Below are 18,837 nucleotides of genomic sequence, written 5' to 3'. Positions count from 1 at the left end.
ACTATTTGATGTCCGTTCGCTAAAAAAGTGGTCAGACCACGATAGTCTTCCTTCAATATAACATAACTCGCTGTGTTGTCACAATTATTCTTTTTTTAACACAACGTTCATTTCACCTGCAATTTGCTTTAGTTTCTGCAAAAGTGCCGGTGACGGCGTGATCCAATCCCAGATTGACAGCTGTATATAACGATCTTCACTTTCGTAATAGAGCATAACTTTTGTTGTTCCCTTATGATGCAGTAATATCTGTTTAATTTTTTGCAGAGTCGGGACGGTCTGCTTCGCTTTTTCAATTTTAATAAACAGGCGTGATGTCTCTTCCTCTTTCATTCGTTTCAGATCCTCAAGCGGGAAGGCTTCCTGGACGATCAGTTGCTTCTTGCCGTCCCGTTCCTCTAACGTACCGCCAAACAACGCGATATTCCCTTTATCGAAGAGCTGCATCTGCTTTTTGTACACATTCGGGAAAATGACCGCTTCAAGATCGCCGCCCTCATCACTAAGCGAAAGGAATGCCATCACTTCACCCTTTTTGGTACGGATGTTTTTACTCGATGTGATATACGCTCCCAAAAGAGCCTTTGTTTCCGTTTTTAGTAAGGCTTTGTCTATTGTTACCGCACCGAAGTGCTGAAAAGTCGGCCGATATGCAGCCAATGGATGATTCGATAAATAGAGGCCAAGTACACTTTTTTCATGAAAAAGCTTATCCTCCATACCCATCGGGTCCACGGTTGTATATTTTGGTTTCAGGGAGAACTCATCCTGGGCAAAAAGGTCGAATTGATCATCACCCGGTTTGACAAGTTCAGCATGATGCAATGCGATGTCAAGGCTGGCAAGCAAAGTCTTGCGATCCTCGCCGAATTCATCAAAGGCACCTGAATAAACGAAGGCATCCAATATTTTTCTGTTGACAATTTTACTGGAGACCCGCAGGCAGAAGTCAAATAAATCATCAAACACCTTTTGCCTTCTTGTGTGAAAAACTTCCTTCAGAACCGCTCCGCCTACTCCTTTTATCGCTGCAAGACTGAAACGGATCCCTTCACTTTCAACTTGAAACGAAAAGATGCTTTTGTTAATCGAGGGGGGCAGGACAGCTATTCCGTGTTCCTTCGCTTCCCTAACATACTGTGCAATTTTATCTTCATTTCCAATTACCGAAGTCAACAGCGCAGCCATGAAAAATTTCGGGAAATGGGCTTTCAGAAAGGCCAATTGATAGGCGATAAAACTATAAGCCACCGCATGACTGCGGTTAAAGCCATAGTTTGCGAACCGGACGATACTGTCATACACTTCATTGGCAATTTCCTGTTGATATCCCTGTGCTTTCGCCCCATTGACGAAGTGGGCTCTCTCCTTGTCGAGAATTTCTTTCTTTTTCTTTGATACAGCGCGGCGAAGCAAGTCTGCTTCCCCAAGCGTAAAGCCGGCCAAAGTGGAGGCGATTTGCATAATTTGCTCCTGATAGACAATGACCCCGTAAGTATCCTCAAGAATTGGCTTCAATGCGGGATGCAAATAATCAATCGGCTTAAGCCCGTGTTTACGTTCGATAAAAAGGGGGATGTTTTCCATGGGCCCTGGACGGTATAAAGCATTTACCGCGACAATGTCTTCGAAACGGGTGGGCGCAAGCTTCATGATGACTTTTCTGATCCCCTCAGATTCGAACTGGAACACACCGGTTGTTTCCCCTTTGCTCAAGAGCCGGAACGTGCTTTCATCATCGCCAGGAATCGAGGCAATATCTATTCTCTGTCCGGTTCCCTTTTGGATTGCAGTCAGGATGTTATCTAGAAGGGTCAAATTCCGGAGCCCAAGAAAATCCATCTTAAGCAGCCCTAGCTCTTCAAGTAGATCCATCGGAAATTGAGTAAGATGAACGCCTTCATGCCCTTCCTGTATCGCGATAATATCCGTCAGCGGCATATCGCTGATGACGACACCGGCTGCATGGGTAGACGTATGGCGTGGCAGCCCTTCAATTTTTAATGCCGTTTCGAACATGGACTTGTTTAACTCGCTTTCGTTCACAAATTCGCGCAATGCTTTCGATTCTTTGTAGGCGTCACTTAAGGCAATGCCCAGCCTTGACGGGATCATTTTTGACAGTCTTTCCTGTTCCCCGGGATTTAAACCGAATACACGTCCGGTATCACGCAGGGCCGCTTTGGCGGCAAGGGTACCGAATGTAATGATCTGGGCCACATGGAGCTCTCCATACTTCGAGGCGACGTACGAAATGACTTCCTCTCTTCGGTTGTCTGGAAAATCAATATCGATATCTGGCATGCTGATCCGTTCGGGGTTGAGGAATCTTTCGAACAGCAGGTTATGCTTGATCGGGTCGACATCAGTAATCTCCAGGACATACGCGACCATCGAACCTGCCGCAGATCCCCGGCCCGGTCCGGTCAGGATCTGGTTTTGCCGTGCATATTTCATAAAATCCCAGACAATGAGGAAATAATCGCTGAATTTCATTTTTTTGATGATCGATAATTCATAATCAAGCCTTTCTTCGTAGGCAGCAGGCGGATTGTGATCTCTTTTTTTCAAACCGTCCCTGCAGGCAGCAGTGAGCATTTCATCCGCTGTCATGTCACCGTCGACAGGATATTTTGGCAGCAATGACCGGTTAAATGGGATACTGACCTCACATTGTTCCGCTATCTTCAGAGTATTTTCCAGCAAATTAGGATATTTCTTAAAGGTCTCGGCCATTTCATTTCCAGTTTTCAGATAATACTCGCCCGAAGCAGGTCCAAGACGATTTTCATCTGCCAATTTTTCGCCGTTTTTGACCGCCACGAGTACTTCCCTGGCAAGAGCGTCTTTCTCGTCTAAATAAAAGACAGGGTTTGTAGCTGCCATCGGTATGCCCGTTTCTTCGGAAAGAAGCTTCACAAGCCCTGCGGCTTCTTCTTCACCCGGCAGCGAAAGACGCTGCATCGATAGATAAAAGGATTTTTCCCCGAACATGCTTTGATATAATAGCGCAGTTTCTTTGGCCTGCTCAAGCATCCCCTGTGCCAGGTATGTCTCAATCCTTCCCCCTGCCCCCGGTGAAATGGAAATAAGTCCGCCTGAATAGGCTTTGAGCCATTTTAAAGGAAGCCCTTCCGAGGCCTTTGTTTTAATCGCACTGCTGATTTTCAACAGGTTCTGATAGCCCCTGTTATTCCTGGCCAAAAGAATAAGCGGGTATGGCTCACCCTGGCCATCAAGAACATCGGCAATCAATCCGATAATAGGCTTAATGCCCTGCTTCTTGCATTCTTTATAAAAATAAAGGGAACCGTACATCACATTTCTGTCAGTTAAAGCAAGACTTGAAAAGCCCTTCACTTTCGCTTGTGACACCAGTTCATCTATTCTTACTGTACTTGATAATAAACTGTACGCGCTTTGGATATGGAGATGAATGAACACGTTTTCCTCACACCTTTTCAAAGCTTTCTTGCTTTCATTATAGAGCCTAATCGTTGAAAAAGAAAATATGTTCTCATTTTAAAAATCATGCTATTTTTCCATGGCAATCATATGTGTTCAGGATTGTCCATATATATAACCATATAAGAAAAACCGTCACCGGTCCTTGGCTTAGTTCAAAAAGTTATACTTTCTTATCTTTTAAGAAAAGCGCAAGCGCCATGTAAAAAGGAACGTCGACTAAGAACCGCCGCGTCCTGTGGCGAACACCGACGTCAGCGCATCCCTGCGCAAGTCCGACAAGCATAAGACAGATCCCGAAAGAAGGCGTTTTTTGCCTTCTGTAGGGAGCTGGCTTATGACCTCGAGACCGACTAAGATCGCCACTTCCTTATGTCTTCGTCGGCACTAGCACGTCCTGTGCGTCGGGGCTGGGCTGCTTGCGCGACACCAGTACTCATTGAAAAAGCTATACTTATCTTTGAACAAATATTTTACAAAAGGATGATAGCGATGAAGGAGGCATTTTTCCCCGCCTTTGCTAACAGTTATTTCATATCCCTTGGTGTGCTGCTGGGAGGTTCGCTTATTGGCGCTCTGGGTGCCTTTTTTACAGGGCAGGCGCCGCTTACAGTCATATCCAGGTTATCAGATTCCCTGAGAATTTGGGCTATTATTGCCGCCATAGGCGGTACATTTGACACAGTCTATGTTTTTGAACGAGGGCTCTTTAATGGAGAAACAAAGGATATTATTAAGCAATTTCTATTGATCCTCTCTGCTTTAGGAGGTGCCCAAACAGGGGCATTGCTGATTTACTGGCTGACCCAGGAGCATATTTCATCATGAGGGTGCCTCCATATTATCGGGAACCGGGGTGGCAGCGTTTCTTTGCCGGGGTAGCAATCGGCGGGATAATCGGCTGGCTCGTTTTCCTGTATATGTTCGGCATCCTTCAAGAAAAACAGATCCAGAAAATATCTAATCAGAAGGAAGTTATTGGAGATCTCATGGATAGAAATGAAATCTGGGAAGAGGACTATGAAAAGTTAAACGAAGAAGCAGAAAGAAAACTGAAGGTTCAAGAAGTTCAAGTTGCCATTTTAAATGGCAGCAGGTATCGTTTGGACCATTTAAGCATAGCAGAAGCTGAAGATGCCATCCATGATGATTTTGCTTCCCTTATTGCCAAAGATGTAGAGACGATATATAACGGAAAAGCATTGTTAAAAAAATCGATTGAAAACAAGGTTATTGAGATTAACAAAAAGCGCTACAAATTAGAGGTGGCTGAAATACTTTTTTACACAAACATGAATATAGAAGTCCGCCTGGTACGTTTATAACCAGCTGAATCCAGATCACAGTATGTTTTTCAAGGGGCCTGTCGCTACGGCAAGGCCCTTGAAAGCCGGATATTACTATCGGCACACATCCTCTAAATCTTTTAGCACCTCATCTACCCTGTCCCATGAGTAAATCGAGGCACCGGCAGCCAGAGGGTGCCCGCCGCCATTATACTTCCTGGCAACTCCGTTAATGACAGGGCCCTTGGAACGAAGACGTACACGGATTTCTTTTTCTTCTTCGATAAAGAAGGCCCAGGCCTTGACCCCTTTTACAGAGCCGAGAGCGCTTACTAGCAACGAGGCTTCCGCTGGGGTTGTGTTAAATTTCCGCATAATATCCTTCGTTATCACCATTTTTCCGATACCGCATTCAAGGATTTCAAAATTTTGCAGAACATACCCGTTTAATCGGGTTATATTTTCATCCACGTCATACATCCCATTGAATAATTCCGGCCGGGAGAAATCGTATTGAATCAGCTCGCCGGCATAACTGAACGTTTTTTCCGTTGTACTGGCGAATAAAAACCGCCCCGTATCGCCGACAATCCCCGCAAATAATAACCTGGCGGCTTCATCGCTCATCTTCAATCCCTTATCCTTTCCAGATAGGTAGAATTCGTAAATCATTTCGCTTGTTGAGCTGGCATCCTCGTCAACCCACAACAAATCCCCGTATGGATCTTCATTTGGATGATGGTCGATTTTTATCAGCTTATCACCCTGGGTGTAGCGCCTGTCACAAATACGTGCTGTATTTGCTGTGTCACAGACGATGACCAGGGCACCTTTGTATGTATCATCAGAAATGGTATCAAGCCTTTTTAAATAGTTCAGCGATTCTTCCTGTTTTCCTGCCAGATAAATATTCTTCTCCGGAAAGGAGGTTTTCAGGATTTCACCGAGGCCGCATTGCGATCCGTAAGCATCGGGATCTGGACGGACATGCCGATGGATGATGATCGTTTCATAACGCTCTATCTCTTTTAAAATTTCCGCTTTCATAAAAATGTCTCCTTTTGTAAACCTATCTTATAAGTCTATTTAAGCAAAAAAAGAAAAGAATGGAAAGAGGGAGCTCCTTTAAGATCTCTTTTAATGGTGGCTTTCTCGTTGATTTCCCGTTACAATATAATGGTACTTTCGGAAAATGGGGGCCTATTCATCATGTTGTTATTTGCCATTTTAATTGTCATTTCGCTCATGTTCTATATTTTTTATAAAGTTAAATTTTTCAGGACGCATCTTCCGATGGAGAAAAAGTGGCTTTCCGCGAAATCCTCGATTGCCTTAGGTCTGTTTGTCGCCCTTTTCGGAATCAATCAGCTTTTTTTGTATCAAACAAAAATAACGTATTTTGTTGCCGCGATTTTCATCGTAATTGGCGCGTTCAGCATATATGGCGGTTATAAAGCTTACAGATTCTATCTTCCCCATGCCATTGAAGAAGCGGAATACGTATCAAAAAATTCTTAGTTAAAAAACACCGGGCTGTGCCCGGTGTTTTTTAAAAGGATAGGAAAGTATAACTTATGATCGGTCAAGGAGCTGGCAGGTCATCATCGCTTTTCCGACAAGCTTACCTTCATTGTAAACCTCGATATCCACTTTCCCGACCTTTCTGCCGACTTCGAGTACCTTTGGAATGATTTGAAGCATGCTGTCAATCTGCACCGGTCTAATAAAATAGATTGTAGTATTCTCAACGACGAGGTCGCCGCGTTTATAGCTTCTAAGTACCCTATTGGCGACTTCGGTGACGATGGTCGTAAATACGCCGTAGGAAAGCGTACCGAGATAATTGGTCATCTGCGGGGACACTCCATACCGGTATATTTCCTCACCCTTGGTCTGGTTTTCGTTCATGGACAGCTGGCCTGTAATAATATCATCGATCGTTTCCCCAACCTGGGGCTGCCTCTGGCTCATTTGCAATGCCTTTAAAACGTCTTGCCGGCTGATAATCCCCTGCAGCATATGATTGTCATTGACAACGGGAAGCAGCTCAATACCTTCCCAAACCATCGTGTGAGCGCTGGATGCCACACTTGTCTTTAGACCTACCGCCATCGGGTTTTTGGTCATCACTTTTTCAATCGGGATATTTTCGTCTTCTCCCATGACGTCCTTAGATGTGATCATCCCCTGTATCTTCATGTTTTCATCCACGACAGGGAAGCGGCTGTGCTTTGTTTCTTTATTGTGCTCAAGCCATACCGAAATGGGATCAGCGGTTTGTAAGAAGATGGTTTCATGAATCGGTGTCAGGATATCCTCCACCAGTAGAATTTCCTTCTTAATCAGCTGATCATAGATGGCACGGTTGATCATCGTCGCCACAGTAAACGTATCGTAGCTGGTGGAAATGACCGGCATCTGCAGTTCATCGGCAAGCTTTTTCACCTGTTCTTCCATGTCAAAGCCACCGGTTATTAAAACAGCGGCTCCCGCTTTTAATGCCAGTTCGTGGGCCTGGTCCCGGTTGCCGACGATCAATAAATTTCCCGCACCCGTGTATCTCATCATTGCCTCCAGTTTCATGGCGCCGATTACAAATTTATTTAACGTTTTATGAAGTCCGGCGCGTCCGCCCAAAACTTGACCGTCCACGATGTTAACTACCTCTGCAAACGTAAGCTTTTCGATATTTTCTTTTTTCTTCCGTTCAATCCTGATCGTACCTACCCTCTCAATGGTAGATACGTATCCTTTATTCTCCGCATCCTTTATGGCCCGGTATGCGGTTCCTTCACTTACAATCAAAGCTTTTGCAATCTGGCGTACGGAAATTTTCTCGCCAACCGGCAGTCCATCGATATATTTTAATATTTGTTCATGCTTAGTAGCCAAGTCCTTCACCCTTTTCGCGAATTTCCTTTCCCTTCATTATAAGGGGAAAGAATTGGCTATTCAACGCAACTACTGATAATAATGGATTCTTTTACGCACTTGCTGCTTTTTTGCCGCTCCGGCATTCTTACGCTTACCGGGGGCATAAAGCATCCCTGTCAGGTTGCCGGCAGCGGCAAACAGGGCAAGGAGCAGCCAGCTGGCAGCAAATAGGCTTTCCAGGTCTGTTCCAGTAAACGAAAGCCTTGGTACCGCATAATAAAGCATCACGCCAATTAACAGCAGACAAAGTAATAATCTTTGCTTCAATAATCATCCCTCCTTTCGATATTCCTGCGCTCTATTTTATGCTCGTCTACCTTCAAAAAGACGGCGCCGATTAGAAAAGCGAAGACGTTCTGTAAAAAGGCATGTTGACTAATAGTGCCACGCCCTTATATCTTCGTTGGTAGTATTACACCCTGTTTCGTCGATGCAAGTCACCAATGGCAGACTTTTTATCCGCAATAAAAACAGCCAGGACGATTAGATTCCCTGGCTGTTGATCCATATTTTCATGAAAGATTGATCCATATGCTTGCCGGTGCAGAGTAACCCCCTACAGGAAGGTATCGGCTATAATTCAACCGATTCCCCGGCTTCCAAGACCTTCCCAATTCCCTCATCAAGCATCTCGACATACTTATGCGGGTCCTGCTTAATAGGAGGGAACGTATTGTAATGAATCGGGACAACCTGTTTCGGATTTAAGAATTTGGCTGCAAGCGCGGCATCCTCAGGTCCCATCGTAAAGTTATCGCCGATTGGCAAAAAGGCCAGATCAATTGGGTGCCTTTCCCCAATTAATTTCATATCGGAAAAAACACCCGTGTCGCCTGCGTGATATACTGTTTTGCCTTCTGCCATAAATAAGACCCCGGCCGGCATCCCCAAATAGATGATTTGGTTATCATCCGTAATAAAGCCGCTGCCGTGAAAGGCGGGTGTAAGCTTTACTTTGCCGAAATCAAACTCATAGGAACCGCCAATGTGCATCGCATGTGTTTTTTCCACACCCTGGAAGCCTATGTACGCCGCCATCTCGGCAGTGCCGATTACCAAAGAGCCATTCTTTTTTGCCAATTCGACCGTGTCCCCGAGATGGTCACCATGCCCATGGGTCAGAATAATTACATCTGGTTTCACGTCTTCCACTTTCAGATCCGTTAATTCATTTCCGGTAATAAACGGATCCAATAAAATTGTTTTTCCATTCGTCTCAATTTTAATGACGGAATGTCCATGATAAGAAACTTTCATATTCATTCTCCCTTCTTTGTGTACACTAAAATATAATTCTTTATGATATGCGGATAATCCTCTAAAAAAGATGCACACTTTCTTTTTCTACCCTTTTTCCAAAATATCTAACAGTTTACAATTGATTTTCTTATTGATAAGGTCGTTTTATACGGTAATAGTGAAGGAGTTTATCTATGAACCAAAGAATGGAAGCAGTTAAGGAATGGTTAAACCAAAATACGATTGATGCCGCGCTGATTACAGCACCTGAAAATGTCTTCTATCTTAGCGGATATTTGAGCAATCCCCATGAACGATTGCTTGCATTAGCTGTCTTCCAGGATGCCGAACCGTTTCTCGTCGTTCCAAAAATGGAAGCAGCAGAAGCGAAGGAATCCGGCTGGGATGCTGAAATCATTGGCTATACGGACATTGAAGACCCATGGGAGCAAATTAAACAATCTGTGGAAAACCGTTCGCTGACAATAAAGAGGATTGCGATTGAGAAAGAACATATGAATGTCGAACGTTATGAAAAAGTAAATGTGGTCTTTTCTGTTCCTGAATTTGTTTCTGCAGAAGAAAAACTGCGGCAGCTCCGCATGATCAAAACAGAAGAAGAAATGATGAAAATCCGTGAGGCATGCCGACTTGCCGATTATGCGATTGAAGTTGGCGTAAGTGAAATCAATGAGGGCAAAACAGAAATGGAAATCCTTGCGGCAATCGAATTTGAACTAAAAAAAGCAGGAATTAACGAAATGTCTTTTTCAACGATGGTCCTGACTGGAAAGAACGCCGCTTCACCCCACGGTACACCCGGCACGACGAAGGTTCAGCGCGGGGACTTGGTGCTATTTGACCTTGGGGTTGTTTATGAAGGCTATTGCTCCGATATTACAAGGACGGTTGCTTATGGAGATATCAATGACAAGCAGCGTGAGATATATGAAACGGTGTTAAGAGCACAGGAAACTGCTGTCACAGCAAGTCTCGCAGGCACCTCTTGCTCTGAAATCGATTTGACCGCACGGAGATTAATCGCCGAAAAGGGCTATGGAGACTATTTCCCGCACCGCCTTGGCCACGGGCTGGGCATCAGCGTCCATGAATATCCGTCGTTGACCGAAACCAATCCGTTGATTTTACGACCAGGGATGGTTTACACGATCGAACCGGGTATCTATGTACCGAATGTTGCAGGTGTCCGGATTGAGGATGATATCTTAATCACCGAAAATGGTTTTGAAGTATTAACGAAATATCCAAAAACACTGCAAATCATTAAATAATAGCCGAGAAGCCCCCTCCTCTAAGCGTAGCGAAGGTGGAGAGGGGCTGCTTTTTGGTAGTCCAAGGTAACACTTGACAGAACATATGTTTGAGATATAAAATAAATATAAGGTAGCATGTTTTTCTGGAGTATGTGGGAAAAGATGAAAAAAGCCTATTTCTCGAATCAGCTATATAAATCAAATCAACCCATAGCGGTAAGTGGAGGTAGTTTATTCAGGTAATTGCTCGATTGTTCTCTTCGCGTCTTTATATTCCATGCTATGTGCCTCGGCCACAGCCTGATAGGTGACATATCCGCTGATTGTATTGCACCCCAATAGCAGGGCCTCATTTTCAAGGGTTGCCCGCTTTACTCCTTTATTGGCAATCTGCAGCGCGTAAGGTACGGTCACGTTTGTCAAAGCGATGGTGGACGTTCTCGGGACGGCCCCCGGCATATTTGGCACCGCATAATGAATGACTGAATGCTTTTCGTATGTTGGGTTATCATGGGTTGTCATTTTATCGGTCGTTTCGAAAATGCCTCCCTGATCGATTGCTATATCAACAATGACAGAGCCTGGCGCCATTTCCTTTATCATGTCTTCTGTCACAAGCTTCGGCGCCCTGGCCCCCGGTATTAAAACAGCACCGATCACCAAATCGGAGTTCTTTACAGATTCAGCAATATTATACGGATTAGACATCATCGCAGTAAGGTCATTTCTGAATATATCATCAAGCTTGCGCAGCCTGTCTGGATTGACATCGAGTATCGTAACATCTGCCCCAAGGCCAACGGCGATTTTTGCCGCATTTGTTCCCGCTGTTCCGCCTCCAATTATTGTCACCTTCCCCCTGCGGACACCAGGTACACCAGAAAGAAGGATGCCTTTTCCGCCATACACCTTTTCGAGGAACTGCGCACCGATTTGCGGAGCCATTCTTCCGGCTACTTCACTCATTGGGGTTAGAAGCGGTAAGGAACGGTTTGGAAGCTGAACCGTTTCATAGGCAATAGCCGTCACTCTCTTCTCACTCAATGCCTTTGTCAAATCCGGTTCAGGTGCAAGGTGAAGATAGGTGAATAAAATCAAACCTTCATTGAAAAATTTATATTCCTCTGCCAATGGCTCTTTGACCTTCATCACCATTTCTTTTGACCACGCCTCTGCGGCAGACTGGACCATGAACGCACCTGCAACTGTATAATCTTCATCTCTAAATCCCGAACCAAGACCGGAACCGATTTCAATATAAACCTCATGTCCTGAATCAACCAGGTGTACCACTCCTGACGGGGCCAATGACACTCTGTTTTCATTATTTTTGATTTCCTTAGGAACCCCAATTTTCATTATCTAAGCCCCTTTAGCTGCCTCATCATGTTTGGTTTATTTACTATATAAGTTGAGATTAAGAATTGCATCTAACATAAATCGGTCAATACTTGGAATTACAAGAGACGACAAAACTAGAAAAAAAGACGCGAAAACAATAAAAGTGACACCAAAACTTTAACGGAAATAGGAAATGGTTATTTCAACTTATATAGTATGCTATTTCTGTCTTTTTGTCCGTATAAACCAAAATGTCATCTACTCTCCCCTCCTCGTTCTATTCTGTTTCTATATTTCATTTCGAAATTCATAAAAGTAAAAACGCCATTCTGATTAGAATGGCGTACCAATTCAGGTGATATTATCTTTTTAAAGAAAACAATTTTAAGAATGGATGCTTTTTCTTATCAACGATCTTTAACTCATTCATTACCAGCTTATCCTCATGGTCTGCTATCCATTTCCTTAGCGCATGTTTATCCTGACAATGGGTTAAATATGTTTCTCCACCTTTACCTACAGCATTAATAACATATCTACAAGATGTATTCCCCATAATTACCCACCTTTTTAAATGTATTTTGCCATGCATCTCCGTAAGCTGTTTTACGATTTTTTTGATAAACTTTGAGCTTCTGCAACCCCTTGCTTGCTATGAGATCACGCTTGAAAATAGAAAGTTGCAACAATGAAATTCACGAAATTTATCATAATGCCCTTTCCGATTATTGTCAATGGGGTTTTACAATTCTTAATATATCGTTTATATATCAATGTCACAATTGCAAAAAAATGTTCCTGCGGTTCCTGATTTTCACTAAATACTTCCCATGGTTTTCCTCAATTTAAGGCTTCATGAGTATCAGACAAATCAAGTGGGTAGAATGCTATCATCCACTAATAACCCATTTTGTTGGAATTCTTTAATCTTCCTCATGATCGGGCTTGAGATAAGAAACATCAATATGTTTGAAAAGTGGGAAGTGATTGTAGTGGCGATACTAATTGTTTTAATTGGAAGAACGGTAGCATTGTACGCTAGCTTACTATTTGTGAAGGATTTCTCTCCAAAGCATAAGATTATTTTAAACTGGGGAGGTCTTAAAGGCAGCCTATCCTTAGCGTTGGCACTTAGCTTGCCCCATTCATACAAAGGCCAGGATGATGTGCTCATCCTTACGTTTAGTATTGTTTTATTCTCCCTTCTTGTGCAAGGTCTGACAATTAAGCCGCTTATCCTGAAGTTGGAAATAAAGGAAGAATAAACAAAGAGGGTAGAGTAAAACAGACACTGACTGTTTCACTCTACCCTCTTATTAGGATTAGGCTCATATAAAGAAAAGTGTTCCCAAATCCCCAACTTAATAAAACTTATTTGTATTCTGCTACAAGTTTTTTTCCTTTTTCAATTGCCAATTTAACCTGTTCAAACCCCGTTCCGCCTGCACTATTGCGGCGTTTCACTGCCTCATACGGATTCAAGGCCGTATAAATATCTTCCTCGAAAAGAGATGAGGCTGATTTAAAATGTTCTATTGTCAAATCTGCAAGATAACAATTTTTCTGTACGCAGGAAAGGACGAGCTTCCCTACTACTTCGTGCGCTTCTCTGAATGGCATTCCTTTGGCAGCGAGATAATCCGCCAGCTCCGTCGCGTTGGAAAAGTCGGATTTTGTGGCCTTGTCCATCACTTCAGTTCGGATCTTCATGGTTGAGATCATGCCTTCGAATATTTTCAAAGATCCAAGCACTGTTTTGACGGTGTCGAACATTCCTTCTTTATCCTCTTGCATGTCTTTATTATAAGCAAGCGGCAAGCCCTTCAAAACCGTGAGCATGCCGGTTAGGTTCCCATATACACGGCCTGTTTTTCCGCGGATCAATTCCGCCATGTCAGGATTTTTCTTTTGCGGCATGATACTGCTTCCAGTTGAAAAGGCATCATCCAGTTCAATAAATTGAAATTCCTGGCTCGACCAAAGAATGACTTCTTCACTGAAACGCGATAGGTGCATCATAAGTGTTGAGCTGTTGCTTAGAAATTCAAGGATAAAATCACGGTCGCTGACAGCGTCAAGGCTATTTTCATAAATCCCTTCAAATTCAAGCAGTTCGGCGGTGTATTCCCGGTCAATCGGAAACGTAGTACCAGCAAGCGCGCCAGCCCCAAGCGGCGAGATATTAATTCTTTTCAAGCTTTCTGTAAAGCGCTGCTTGTCACGCTCAAGCATCCAGAAATAGGCCATCACATGATGTGAGAACGAAATAGGCTGGGCCCGCTGCAGATGTGTGTATCCAGGAATCAATGTTTCTATATGATTTTCTGCCTGATTCAGGATCGCTTCCTGCAAACTATTTAAAAGTATGAGGACCTCTTCTGTCTGGCTGCGCAAATACAAATGCATATCGGTTGCAACCTGGTCATTGCGGCTCCGTCCGGTATGAAGTTTTCCTCCAACCGGACCGATTTCTGCAATCAGCATGCTCTCAAGGTTGAGATGGATATCCTCCATCTCAACCGAAAAAGATAGCTGTCCGTTTTCTGCTTTATCCTGTAAAACATCCAAGCCTTCGATAATTTTTTCAGCATCGCTTTCTGGAAGAATGCCGCATTTCTTCAACATCGTTACATGTGCAAGGCTTCCCTGGATATCCTCCATCACGAGCTCCTGATCAAAAGATATCGAGGCCCCGAATTCATCTACCCATTCTTCGGCAGATTTTGTAAATCTCCCGCCCCACAGTTTGCTCACACTGTCACCTTCTTTTGGTTTACAATGCTTGAAACCTTAGTCGGAAGCCCCCAGAGTGAGATAAATCCGACAGCAGCACTATGGTCAAATTCATCACTGGCGGTATAGGTTGCCAGCTTTTCATCATACAAGGAATAATCTGATTTTCTTCCTTCCACAATTGCATGGCCCTTGAACAATTTTACACGTACCGTACCAGTTACTGTCTGTTGTGTCTGCTTTATAAAGGCCATTAATGCATCTTTTAAAGGCGAGAACCAAAGTCCCTCATAAATCAGTTCTGTCAGTTTCTTTTCAATGACAGGTTTGAAATGGGCTACTTCTTTTACCAATGTAATATCCTCAAGTTCTTTATGCGCTTGAATTAATGTGATCGCACCAGGGCACTCGTACACTTCACGGGATTTGATTCCGACCAATCTGTTTTCTACATGGTCGATTCTGCCAACGCCATGCTTTCCTGCCAATTGGTTTAGTTCCAGGATTAAATCAGTAAGTGTATAAGGAATATCGTTCAATGTGACCGGTACACCGTTTTCGAAACCAATTTCAATCATGTCATGAATATCCGGTGTTTTTTCCAAGCTGGCAGTAAGCTCATAAGCTCCCTCAGGCGGTGCTGCCCATGGATCTTCCAGAACACCGCACTCATTAGAACGGCCCCATAGATTCTGGTCAATCGAATACGGGCTGTCTAGATTAATCGGAATTGGGATGTTATTATCCATGGCATATTGAATTTCTTCTTCACGTGACCAGTTCCATTCACGTACAGGAGCCACTACCTTTAAATTTGGGTTCAAAGCCTGGATGGAAACTTCAAAACGGACTTGATCATTCCCTTTCCCAGTGCAACCATGAGCAACGGCAACCGCATTTTCCATTTCGGCTACTTCAACTAACTTTTTGGCAATCAGCGGGCGTGATAAGGCCGAGACGAGCGGATATTTCCCTTCATATAATGTATGAGCCTGCAGCGCTGCCAGTGCAAATTCATTGGCAAACTCTTCTTTAGCGTCAATTACGTAGGATTTAACAGCCCCTACTTTCAACGCTTTTTCTTTAATGAACTCCAAATCCTTTCCTTCGCCAACATCCAGGCAACATGCCACCACATCATATCCTTGTTCTTGCAACCACTTTATCGCCACAGAAGTATCTAAACCTCCGGAATAAGCTAAAACAATTTTTTTGTTATCCATGCTAGTCGTCCTCCCTGTTTGAATAAAAATTCACTTTACATTATTTTTATTCAATTCATCTGATTAAAACTTTATCAGCTTTTATTTGGAAATGCAAGGTGTTTTTGCTGATTTTTTAAGATTAACATGCCCATTGAGTCAAGCAATATGATACTAGAAGTATGAAAATAAATATAGTACACTTACCATATTATGCAGTGGTTAGGAGCAAAGTGATGAAGGAGATATTTTCAGTTGATGAACGGCTCGGGATTCCGGTTCCGATATTTACGAAAGAGTGGAGTGAATACGGCGAGGCAGAACAACAGGAAATACTATTGTTATGGGAGAATATAAGGGGCAGCATTCCCGACCGGATTAAAGAATTGGAAAAGCTAATAAATATCAAACAGGACCAGCTTTCTGATGAAAGTGACTTCGCTATTTCCTGTCAGCTTAATTCGGAAATTGCCAATCTTGCATCCGCGATCGTTGACCTGTGGCTCTGGTACCGGGTTAACCAGGGTATAACCGAAAAAAAGCATACGTAAAAAAAGGCTTGGAAAATCTCCGAGCCTTTTTCTTTCATAGATCCTTATTTAATTCCTTCACAACGTGCCCTAACTCCGGCAAGATCAGCTTGATCATGGCAAGCCGTACTGCACCAGTAGAGCCGGGGGTGGAGAAGATCGCCTTATTCTGTACCACACCTGCTACCGCCCTTGATAAAATAGCCGCAGAGCCGATATCCTCCTGATAGCTAAGCATTCGGAACAACTCACCAAACCCGGGGATTTCTTTATCGATAAGCTCCTTAACCGTTTCAATGGTCACATCTCGCTTAGCAATCCCTGTTCCACCATTCGTCAGGATCACATCGATTCCGATACTTTCAGTTCCCTTTACAATCGCTTTTCGGATTTCTTCGCGCTCATCCTTTACGATCTCATATTCAATCACGCCATGCCCGTTTGCCTGTAAAAGCTCGATCATTTGTTTTCCGCTTTTATCTGTATCTTTATCCCTTGTGTCGCTTATGGTAATAACCATGCAGCGTATCCGATTTGGCACATCTTTTTTATGCTCTGTTACACTCATTCCCGTCCCTCTCTTTTATCGTGCAAATGCCTGTATTGATAATATCGTTGGGCAAACTCGCTCACTTTCCGTGTCAATTGATAATTCGTTCCCGCTCCAATCGCCATTGAAATGAGCGGAACGCCCTGAATTAGCTTTTTACGAAAAACAGTGATCGACATTGCTTTTAACAACTGCTTCATTGGCTGTTCAAGCCAGGATACATTCGTTAACTCTTCATTTCCTTCGTAAAAATAATAATTCTCCGTATTCTTTGTCTCTTGTATAAGAGTTTCCCATGCTATTCCCTGCAGGCGTTTCGGAATCATCCCAACATTAAAAACCTTCAGGGCAATCATCATCTCATATGGAGTATTTACTTCATATCCATAAGACATCGCAATAAGTTGAACGACTCTAACATTAATAACAGCCATCGCCGCGATATCACCGCCAAAAAGCAGGAAACCGCCGAAGCCGCTTGCACCACCCTGCGCAAACGAATAAAGCTTGTGCTTTGCAATTTGCTGCTCTGCTATATAGTTTAACTGATCAATTGTCAATGATTTCATATCGGAAATAGCTGAAATATCTTGATGAAAAACCCGGGCCGTTCCTAAAATTCGATCACGTGCATCCATCTGAATTTGAGAGCTTTGCACCATTGCGTGTAAATGGAATAACGAACTATCAAGCTTCTCGAAAAATTGTTTCTGTGCCTCTTCAGGAAGCAGTGAAAAACCTTGCTCCAGCCACTTGTCATAAAGCGAGGCAAAATCGGTCCGCTCATATTGAAACAGCTTTTCTTCCCACTCGCTAATCCCATTCCATACCTGTATTTCACGATCTGTCAATCCCATAAACAAACCTCCCGCACAAGCCTTAAGCTGGCTGATTATACCTGTAGTATAACATAGGAAGAAGTTTGCGATGAAATTGTATAGAGGTTTGCTGGTTTAAACTCACACTTCCCGGTAGCCATAATTTCACTCATCAGATTTCAACCTAACACTATAGTCCAACCTAATGACTGATGAATTCAACCATTTTTTTGAAAAACCGCGATCGATCATAAATCTGGATTAACGCTCTTAAATCCGAATAATCGCTCTTAACTGTAAAAAGGTTCGTATTCCGGCAAGGTTTCTTCCAGAACCTCATAAAAGTGCGCTTTCGCTCCGGTCCTCGCTCTCTCGCTTCCTCGACCTCCTTGCTCCTCCCCATCCAGGTCTACGTTTTCTTTATTTTATTTGTAGTTGCATTCTACTTCTTTCGTGTATTTCTCAACCTTCGGTTTTGATGTATCAAAAAAAGACCAGCCTCATCGACTGGTCTTTCCATTTTGCTTGGCGGCGTCCTAATCTCACAGGACTTGCACAGGATGTGCTGACTTCTCCGTTGCCACATGGATGTGGCGGTTTTAGGAGAAGCTCCTTAATCCCCCCAACTACCATCGGCGCTCGAGCTTACCTTCCGTGTTCGGACTCATGGATAGCGATGAGCGGCGGATCTCTTCGTCAGCTTCCTTCGCTCCGGTCCTCATACTTCTTGCTCCTCCTCCATTCAATTTAGTGGAGGAATATGAATCTGCCCAAATCATCAATTGTCCGATCATAAATTCCCCTAAACGATCATAAATCTGAATAATCGCTCTTAATTGGGAGAATGGTAGGATTCCAGCAAGGTTTCTTTCACAACCCATAGGAATTCTCCTCAATATTTCACTTTTCTTATTGGAAAAACGACGATCGATCATAAATTTCGATGATCGCTCTTACATTTGGATTAACGCTCTTAAATCCGAATAATCGCTCTTAAATGGGGAAACGGTAGTATTCCGACAAGGTTTTCTTCCACAACCCATAGGACTTCTCCTCAATATTTCATTTTTCTTATTGGAAAAACTACGATCGATCATAAACTTCGATGATCGCTCTTAAATCCGAATAATCGCTCTTACCTCTTGAATAATCGCTCTTAACTGGGAATATGGTAGGATTCCGGTAAGGTTTCTTCCACAAACCATAGGAATTCTCCTCAATATTTTCATTTTCCTATTAGAAAAACGACAATCGATCATAAATTTCGATGATCGCTCATACATTTGGCCTATCGCTCTTAAATCTGAAAACGGACTACTATTAGCTTCATGTATTCGGTTCCCACCTCGAACAGAAGTCTCTATCATGCTTTTTACTCCTGCATGCTTGAAACATCAAAAAAGACCAGCCTCATCGACTGGTCTTTCCATTTTGCTTGGCGACGTCCTACTCTCACAGGGGGAGA

18 protein-coding genes are annotated in these 18,837 nt (G+C 43.3%); 6 read left to right on the top strand and 12 right to left on the bottom strand.

Annotated features, from left to right (window positions below; genetic code table 11):
* Positions 1 to 84: 84 nt before the first annotated feature.
* Positions 85 to 3,444 carry a DNA polymerase III subunit alpha gene (gene dnaE, locus ELQ35_RS20220; protein ID WP_126866988.1) on the bottom strand — a complete coding sequence of 1,120 codons (3,360 nt, stop codon included), beginning with the start codon at positions 3,442 to 3,444 and terminating at the stop codon, positions 85 to 87.
* A 513-nt stretch (positions 3,445 to 3,957) separates the two neighbouring features.
* On the opposite strand from dnaE, the gene ytrH reads away from it, so the two are divergent.
* Together ytrH and ytrI are read left to right on the top strand one after the other, a co-directional pair.
* On the top strand, positions 3,958 to 4,293 hold the full coding sequence (gene ytrH / locus ELQ35_RS20215) for a sporulation membrane protein YtrH (protein WP_185861843.1): 336 nt from the start codon (positions 3,958 to 3,960) through the stop codon (positions 4,291 to 4,293).
* A complete protein-coding gene (gene ytrI, locus ELQ35_RS20210; protein WP_126866987.1) occupies positions 4,290 to 4,790 on the top strand; it encodes a sporulation membrane protein YtrI in 501 nt (166 codons plus the stop codon). The genes ytrH and ytrI overlap by 4 nt, the downstream gene beginning before the upstream one ends.
* A gap of 75 nt (positions 4,791 to 4,865) precedes the next feature.
* Here ytrI and ELQ35_RS20205 read toward each other — a convergent pair whose 3' ends face one another.
* Entirely contained in the window at positions 4,866 to 5,798 is a 933-nt protein-coding gene (locus tag ELQ35_RS20205) for a DHH family phosphoesterase (protein WP_126866986.1), read from the bottom strand.
* Between the two features lie 162 nt (positions 5,799 to 5,960).
* On the opposite strand from ELQ35_RS20205, the gene ELQ35_RS20200 reads away from it, so the two are divergent.
* Positions 5,961 to 6,269, top strand: coding sequence for a YtpI family protein (locus ELQ35_RS20200; RefSeq protein ID WP_126866985.1), 309 nt, complete (start codon positions 5,961 to 5,963; stop codon positions 6,267 to 6,269).
* A 54-nt stretch (positions 6,270 to 6,323) separates the two neighbouring features.
* Here the strand turns inward: ELQ35_RS20200 and ELQ35_RS20195 are convergent, their stop codons facing one another.
* The 3 genes from ELQ35_RS20195 to ELQ35_RS20185 form a co-directional block, all read right to left on the bottom strand.
* Entirely contained in the window at positions 6,324 to 7,643 is a 1,320-nt protein-coding gene (locus tag ELQ35_RS20195; protein ID WP_126866984.1) for a DRTGG domain-containing protein, read from the bottom strand.
* A gap of 69 nt (positions 7,644 to 7,712) precedes the next feature.
* Positions 7,713 to 7,952 carry a hypothetical protein gene (locus ELQ35_RS20190; protein WP_246026155.1) on the bottom strand — a complete coding sequence of 80 codons (240 nt, stop codon included), beginning with the start codon at positions 7,950 to 7,952 and terminating at the stop codon, positions 7,713 to 7,715.
* Between the two features lie 306 nt (positions 7,953 to 8,258).
* Positions 8,259 to 8,942 (bottom strand): metal-dependent hydrolase, encoded by a 684-nt coding sequence (locus ELQ35_RS20185; RefSeq protein WP_126866983.1) that lies wholly within the window; start codon positions 8,940 to 8,942, stop codon positions 8,259 to 8,261.
* Positions 8,943 to 9,118: 176 nt separating this feature from the next.
* On the opposite strand from ELQ35_RS20185, the gene ELQ35_RS20180 reads away from it, so the two are divergent.
* Positions 9,119 to 10,216, top strand: coding sequence for a M24 family metallopeptidase (locus ELQ35_RS20180; RefSeq protein ID WP_126866982.1), 1,098 nt, complete (start codon positions 9,119 to 9,121; stop codon positions 10,214 to 10,216).
* A 213-nt stretch (positions 10,217 to 10,429) separates the two neighbouring features.
* On the opposite strand, the gene ald is transcribed toward ELQ35_RS20180, so the two are convergent.
* Both ald and ELQ35_RS20170 read right to left on the bottom strand, forming a co-directional pair.
* Positions 10,430 to 11,557 (bottom strand): alanine dehydrogenase, encoded by a 1,128-nt coding sequence (gene ald / locus ELQ35_RS20175; RefSeq protein ID WP_126866981.1) that lies wholly within the window; start codon positions 11,555 to 11,557, stop codon positions 10,430 to 10,432.
* 343 nt (positions 11,558 to 11,900) lie between these two features.
* Positions 11,901 to 12,095 carry a hypothetical protein gene (locus ELQ35_RS20170; RefSeq protein ID WP_126866980.1) on the bottom strand — a complete coding sequence of 65 codons (195 nt, stop codon included), beginning with the start codon at positions 12,093 to 12,095 and terminating at the stop codon, positions 11,901 to 11,903.
* Positions 12,096 to 12,369: 274 nt separating this feature from the next.
* On the opposite strand from ELQ35_RS20170, the gene ELQ35_RS20165 reads away from it, so the two are divergent.
* Positions 12,370 to 12,804 carry a cation:proton antiporter domain-containing protein gene (locus tag ELQ35_RS20165; protein WP_126866979.1) on the top strand — a complete coding sequence of 145 codons (435 nt, stop codon included), beginning with the start codon at positions 12,370 to 12,372 and terminating at the stop codon, positions 12,802 to 12,804.
* Between the two features lie 106 nt (positions 12,805 to 12,910).
* Here the strand turns inward: ELQ35_RS20165 and argH are convergent, their stop codons facing one another.
* Positions 12,911 to 14,293 carry an argininosuccinate lyase gene (argH, locus tag ELQ35_RS20160; RefSeq protein ID WP_126866978.1) on the bottom strand — a complete coding sequence of 461 codons (1,383 nt, stop codon included), beginning with the start codon at positions 14,291 to 14,293 and terminating at the stop codon, positions 12,911 to 12,913.
* The gene (locus tag ELQ35_RS20155) at positions 14,290 to 15,495 is read right to left on the bottom strand and encodes an argininosuccinate synthase (protein ID WP_126866977.1); all 1,206 of its coding nucleotides are present in this window, start codon (positions 15,493 to 15,495) and stop codon (positions 14,290 to 14,292) included. The genes argH and ELQ35_RS20155 overlap by 4 nt, the downstream gene beginning before the upstream one ends.
* A 215-nt stretch (positions 15,496 to 15,710) precedes the next feature.
* On the opposite strand from ELQ35_RS20155, the gene ELQ35_RS20150 reads away from it, so the two are divergent.
* On the top strand, positions 15,711 to 16,025 hold the full coding sequence (locus tag ELQ35_RS20150; RefSeq protein WP_126866976.1) for a hypothetical protein: 315 nt from the start codon (positions 15,711 to 15,713) through the stop codon (positions 16,023 to 16,025).
* Positions 16,026 to 16,059: 34 nt separating this feature from the next.
* Here ELQ35_RS20150 and ELQ35_RS20145 read toward each other — a convergent pair whose 3' ends face one another.
* From ELQ35_RS20145 to ELQ35_RS20135, 3 genes are all read right to left on the bottom strand, one after another.
* Entirely contained in the window at positions 16,060 to 16,572 is a 513-nt protein-coding gene (locus ELQ35_RS20145) for a MogA/MoaB family molybdenum cofactor biosynthesis protein (RefSeq protein ID WP_126866975.1), read from the bottom strand.
* Positions 16,569 to 17,411: an EcsC family protein gene (locus ELQ35_RS20140; protein ID WP_126866974.1), complete on the bottom strand. Its 843-nt coding sequence runs from the start codon at positions 17,409 to 17,411 to the stop codon at positions 16,569 to 16,571. Before ELQ35_RS20140 ends, ELQ35_RS20145 begins: the two co-directional genes overlap by 4 nt.
* Before the next feature lie 587 nt (positions 17,412 to 17,998).
* Positions 17,999 to 18,253 carry a hypothetical protein gene (locus ELQ35_RS20135; protein WP_126866973.1) on the bottom strand — a complete coding sequence of 85 codons (255 nt, stop codon included), beginning with the start codon at positions 18,251 to 18,253 and terminating at the stop codon, positions 17,999 to 18,001.
* Positions 18,254 to 18,837 lie beyond the last annotated feature (584 nt).

This window comes from Peribacillus cavernae, from assembly GCF_003989135.1.
Lineage (GTDB): Bacteria > Bacillota > Bacilli > Bacillales > DSM-1321 > Peribacillus > Peribacillus cavernae.
Note: the sequence above shows the minus strand (reverse complement) of the source record. Positions and strands in the feature narration are given on the sequence as shown.

What these genes read in the sequence shown, in the direction of transcription:
- ytrH (WP_185861843.1), top strand. Translation starts at nt 3,958, where the DNA reads ATGAAGGAGGCATTTTTCCCCGCCTTTGCTAACAGTTATTTCATATCC.
- ytrI (WP_126866987.1), top strand. Translation starts at nt 4,290, where the DNA reads ATGAGGGTGCCTCCATATTATCGGGAACCGGGGTGGCAGCGTTTCTTT.
- ELQ35_RS20205 (WP_126866986.1), bottom strand. Translation starts at nt 5,798, where the DNA reads ATGAAAGCGGAAATTTTAAAAGAGATAGAGCGTTATGAAACGATCATC.
- ELQ35_RS20200 (WP_126866985.1), top strand. Translation starts at nt 5,961, where the DNA reads ATGTTGTTATTTGCCATTTTAATTGTCATTTCGCTCATGTTCTATATT.
- ELQ35_RS20185 (WP_126866983.1), bottom strand. Translation starts at nt 8,942, where the DNA reads ATGAAAGTTTCTTATCATGGACATTCCGTCATTAAAATTGAGACGAAT.
- ELQ35_RS20180 (WP_126866982.1), top strand. Translation starts at nt 9,119, where the DNA reads ATGAACCAAAGAATGGAAGCAGTTAAGGAATGGTTAAACCAAAATACG.
- ald (WP_126866981.1), bottom strand. Translation starts at nt 11,557, where the DNA reads ATGAAAATTGGGGTTCCTAAGGAAATCAAAAATAATGAAAACAGAGTG.
- ELQ35_RS20170 (WP_126866980.1), bottom strand. Translation starts at nt 12,095, where the DNA reads ATGGGGAATACATCTTGTAGATATGTTATTAATGCTGTAGGTAAAGGT.
- ELQ35_RS20165 (WP_126866979.1), top strand. Translation starts at nt 12,370, where the DNA reads ATGGTTTTCCTCAATTTAAGGCTTCATGAGTATCAGACAAATCAAGTG.
- ELQ35_RS20155 (WP_126866977.1), bottom strand. Translation starts at nt 15,495, where the DNA reads ATGGATAACAAAAAAATTGTTTTAGCTTATTCCGGAGGTTTAGATACT.
- ELQ35_RS20150 (WP_126866976.1), top strand. Translation starts at nt 15,711, where the DNA reads ATGAAGGAGATATTTTCAGTTGATGAACGGCTCGGGATTCCGGTTCCG.
- ELQ35_RS20145 (WP_126866975.1), bottom strand. Translation starts at nt 16,572, where the DNA reads ATGAGTGTAACAGAGCATAAAAAAGATGTGCCAAATCGGATACGCTGC.
- ELQ35_RS20140 (WP_126866974.1), bottom strand. Translation starts at nt 17,411, where the DNA reads ATGGGATTGACAGATCGTGAAATACAGGTATGGAATGGGATTAGCGAG.
- ELQ35_RS20135 (WP_126866973.1), bottom strand. Translation starts at nt 18,253, where the DNA reads ATGGGTTGTGAAAGAAACCTTGCTGGAATCCTACCATTCTCCCAATTA.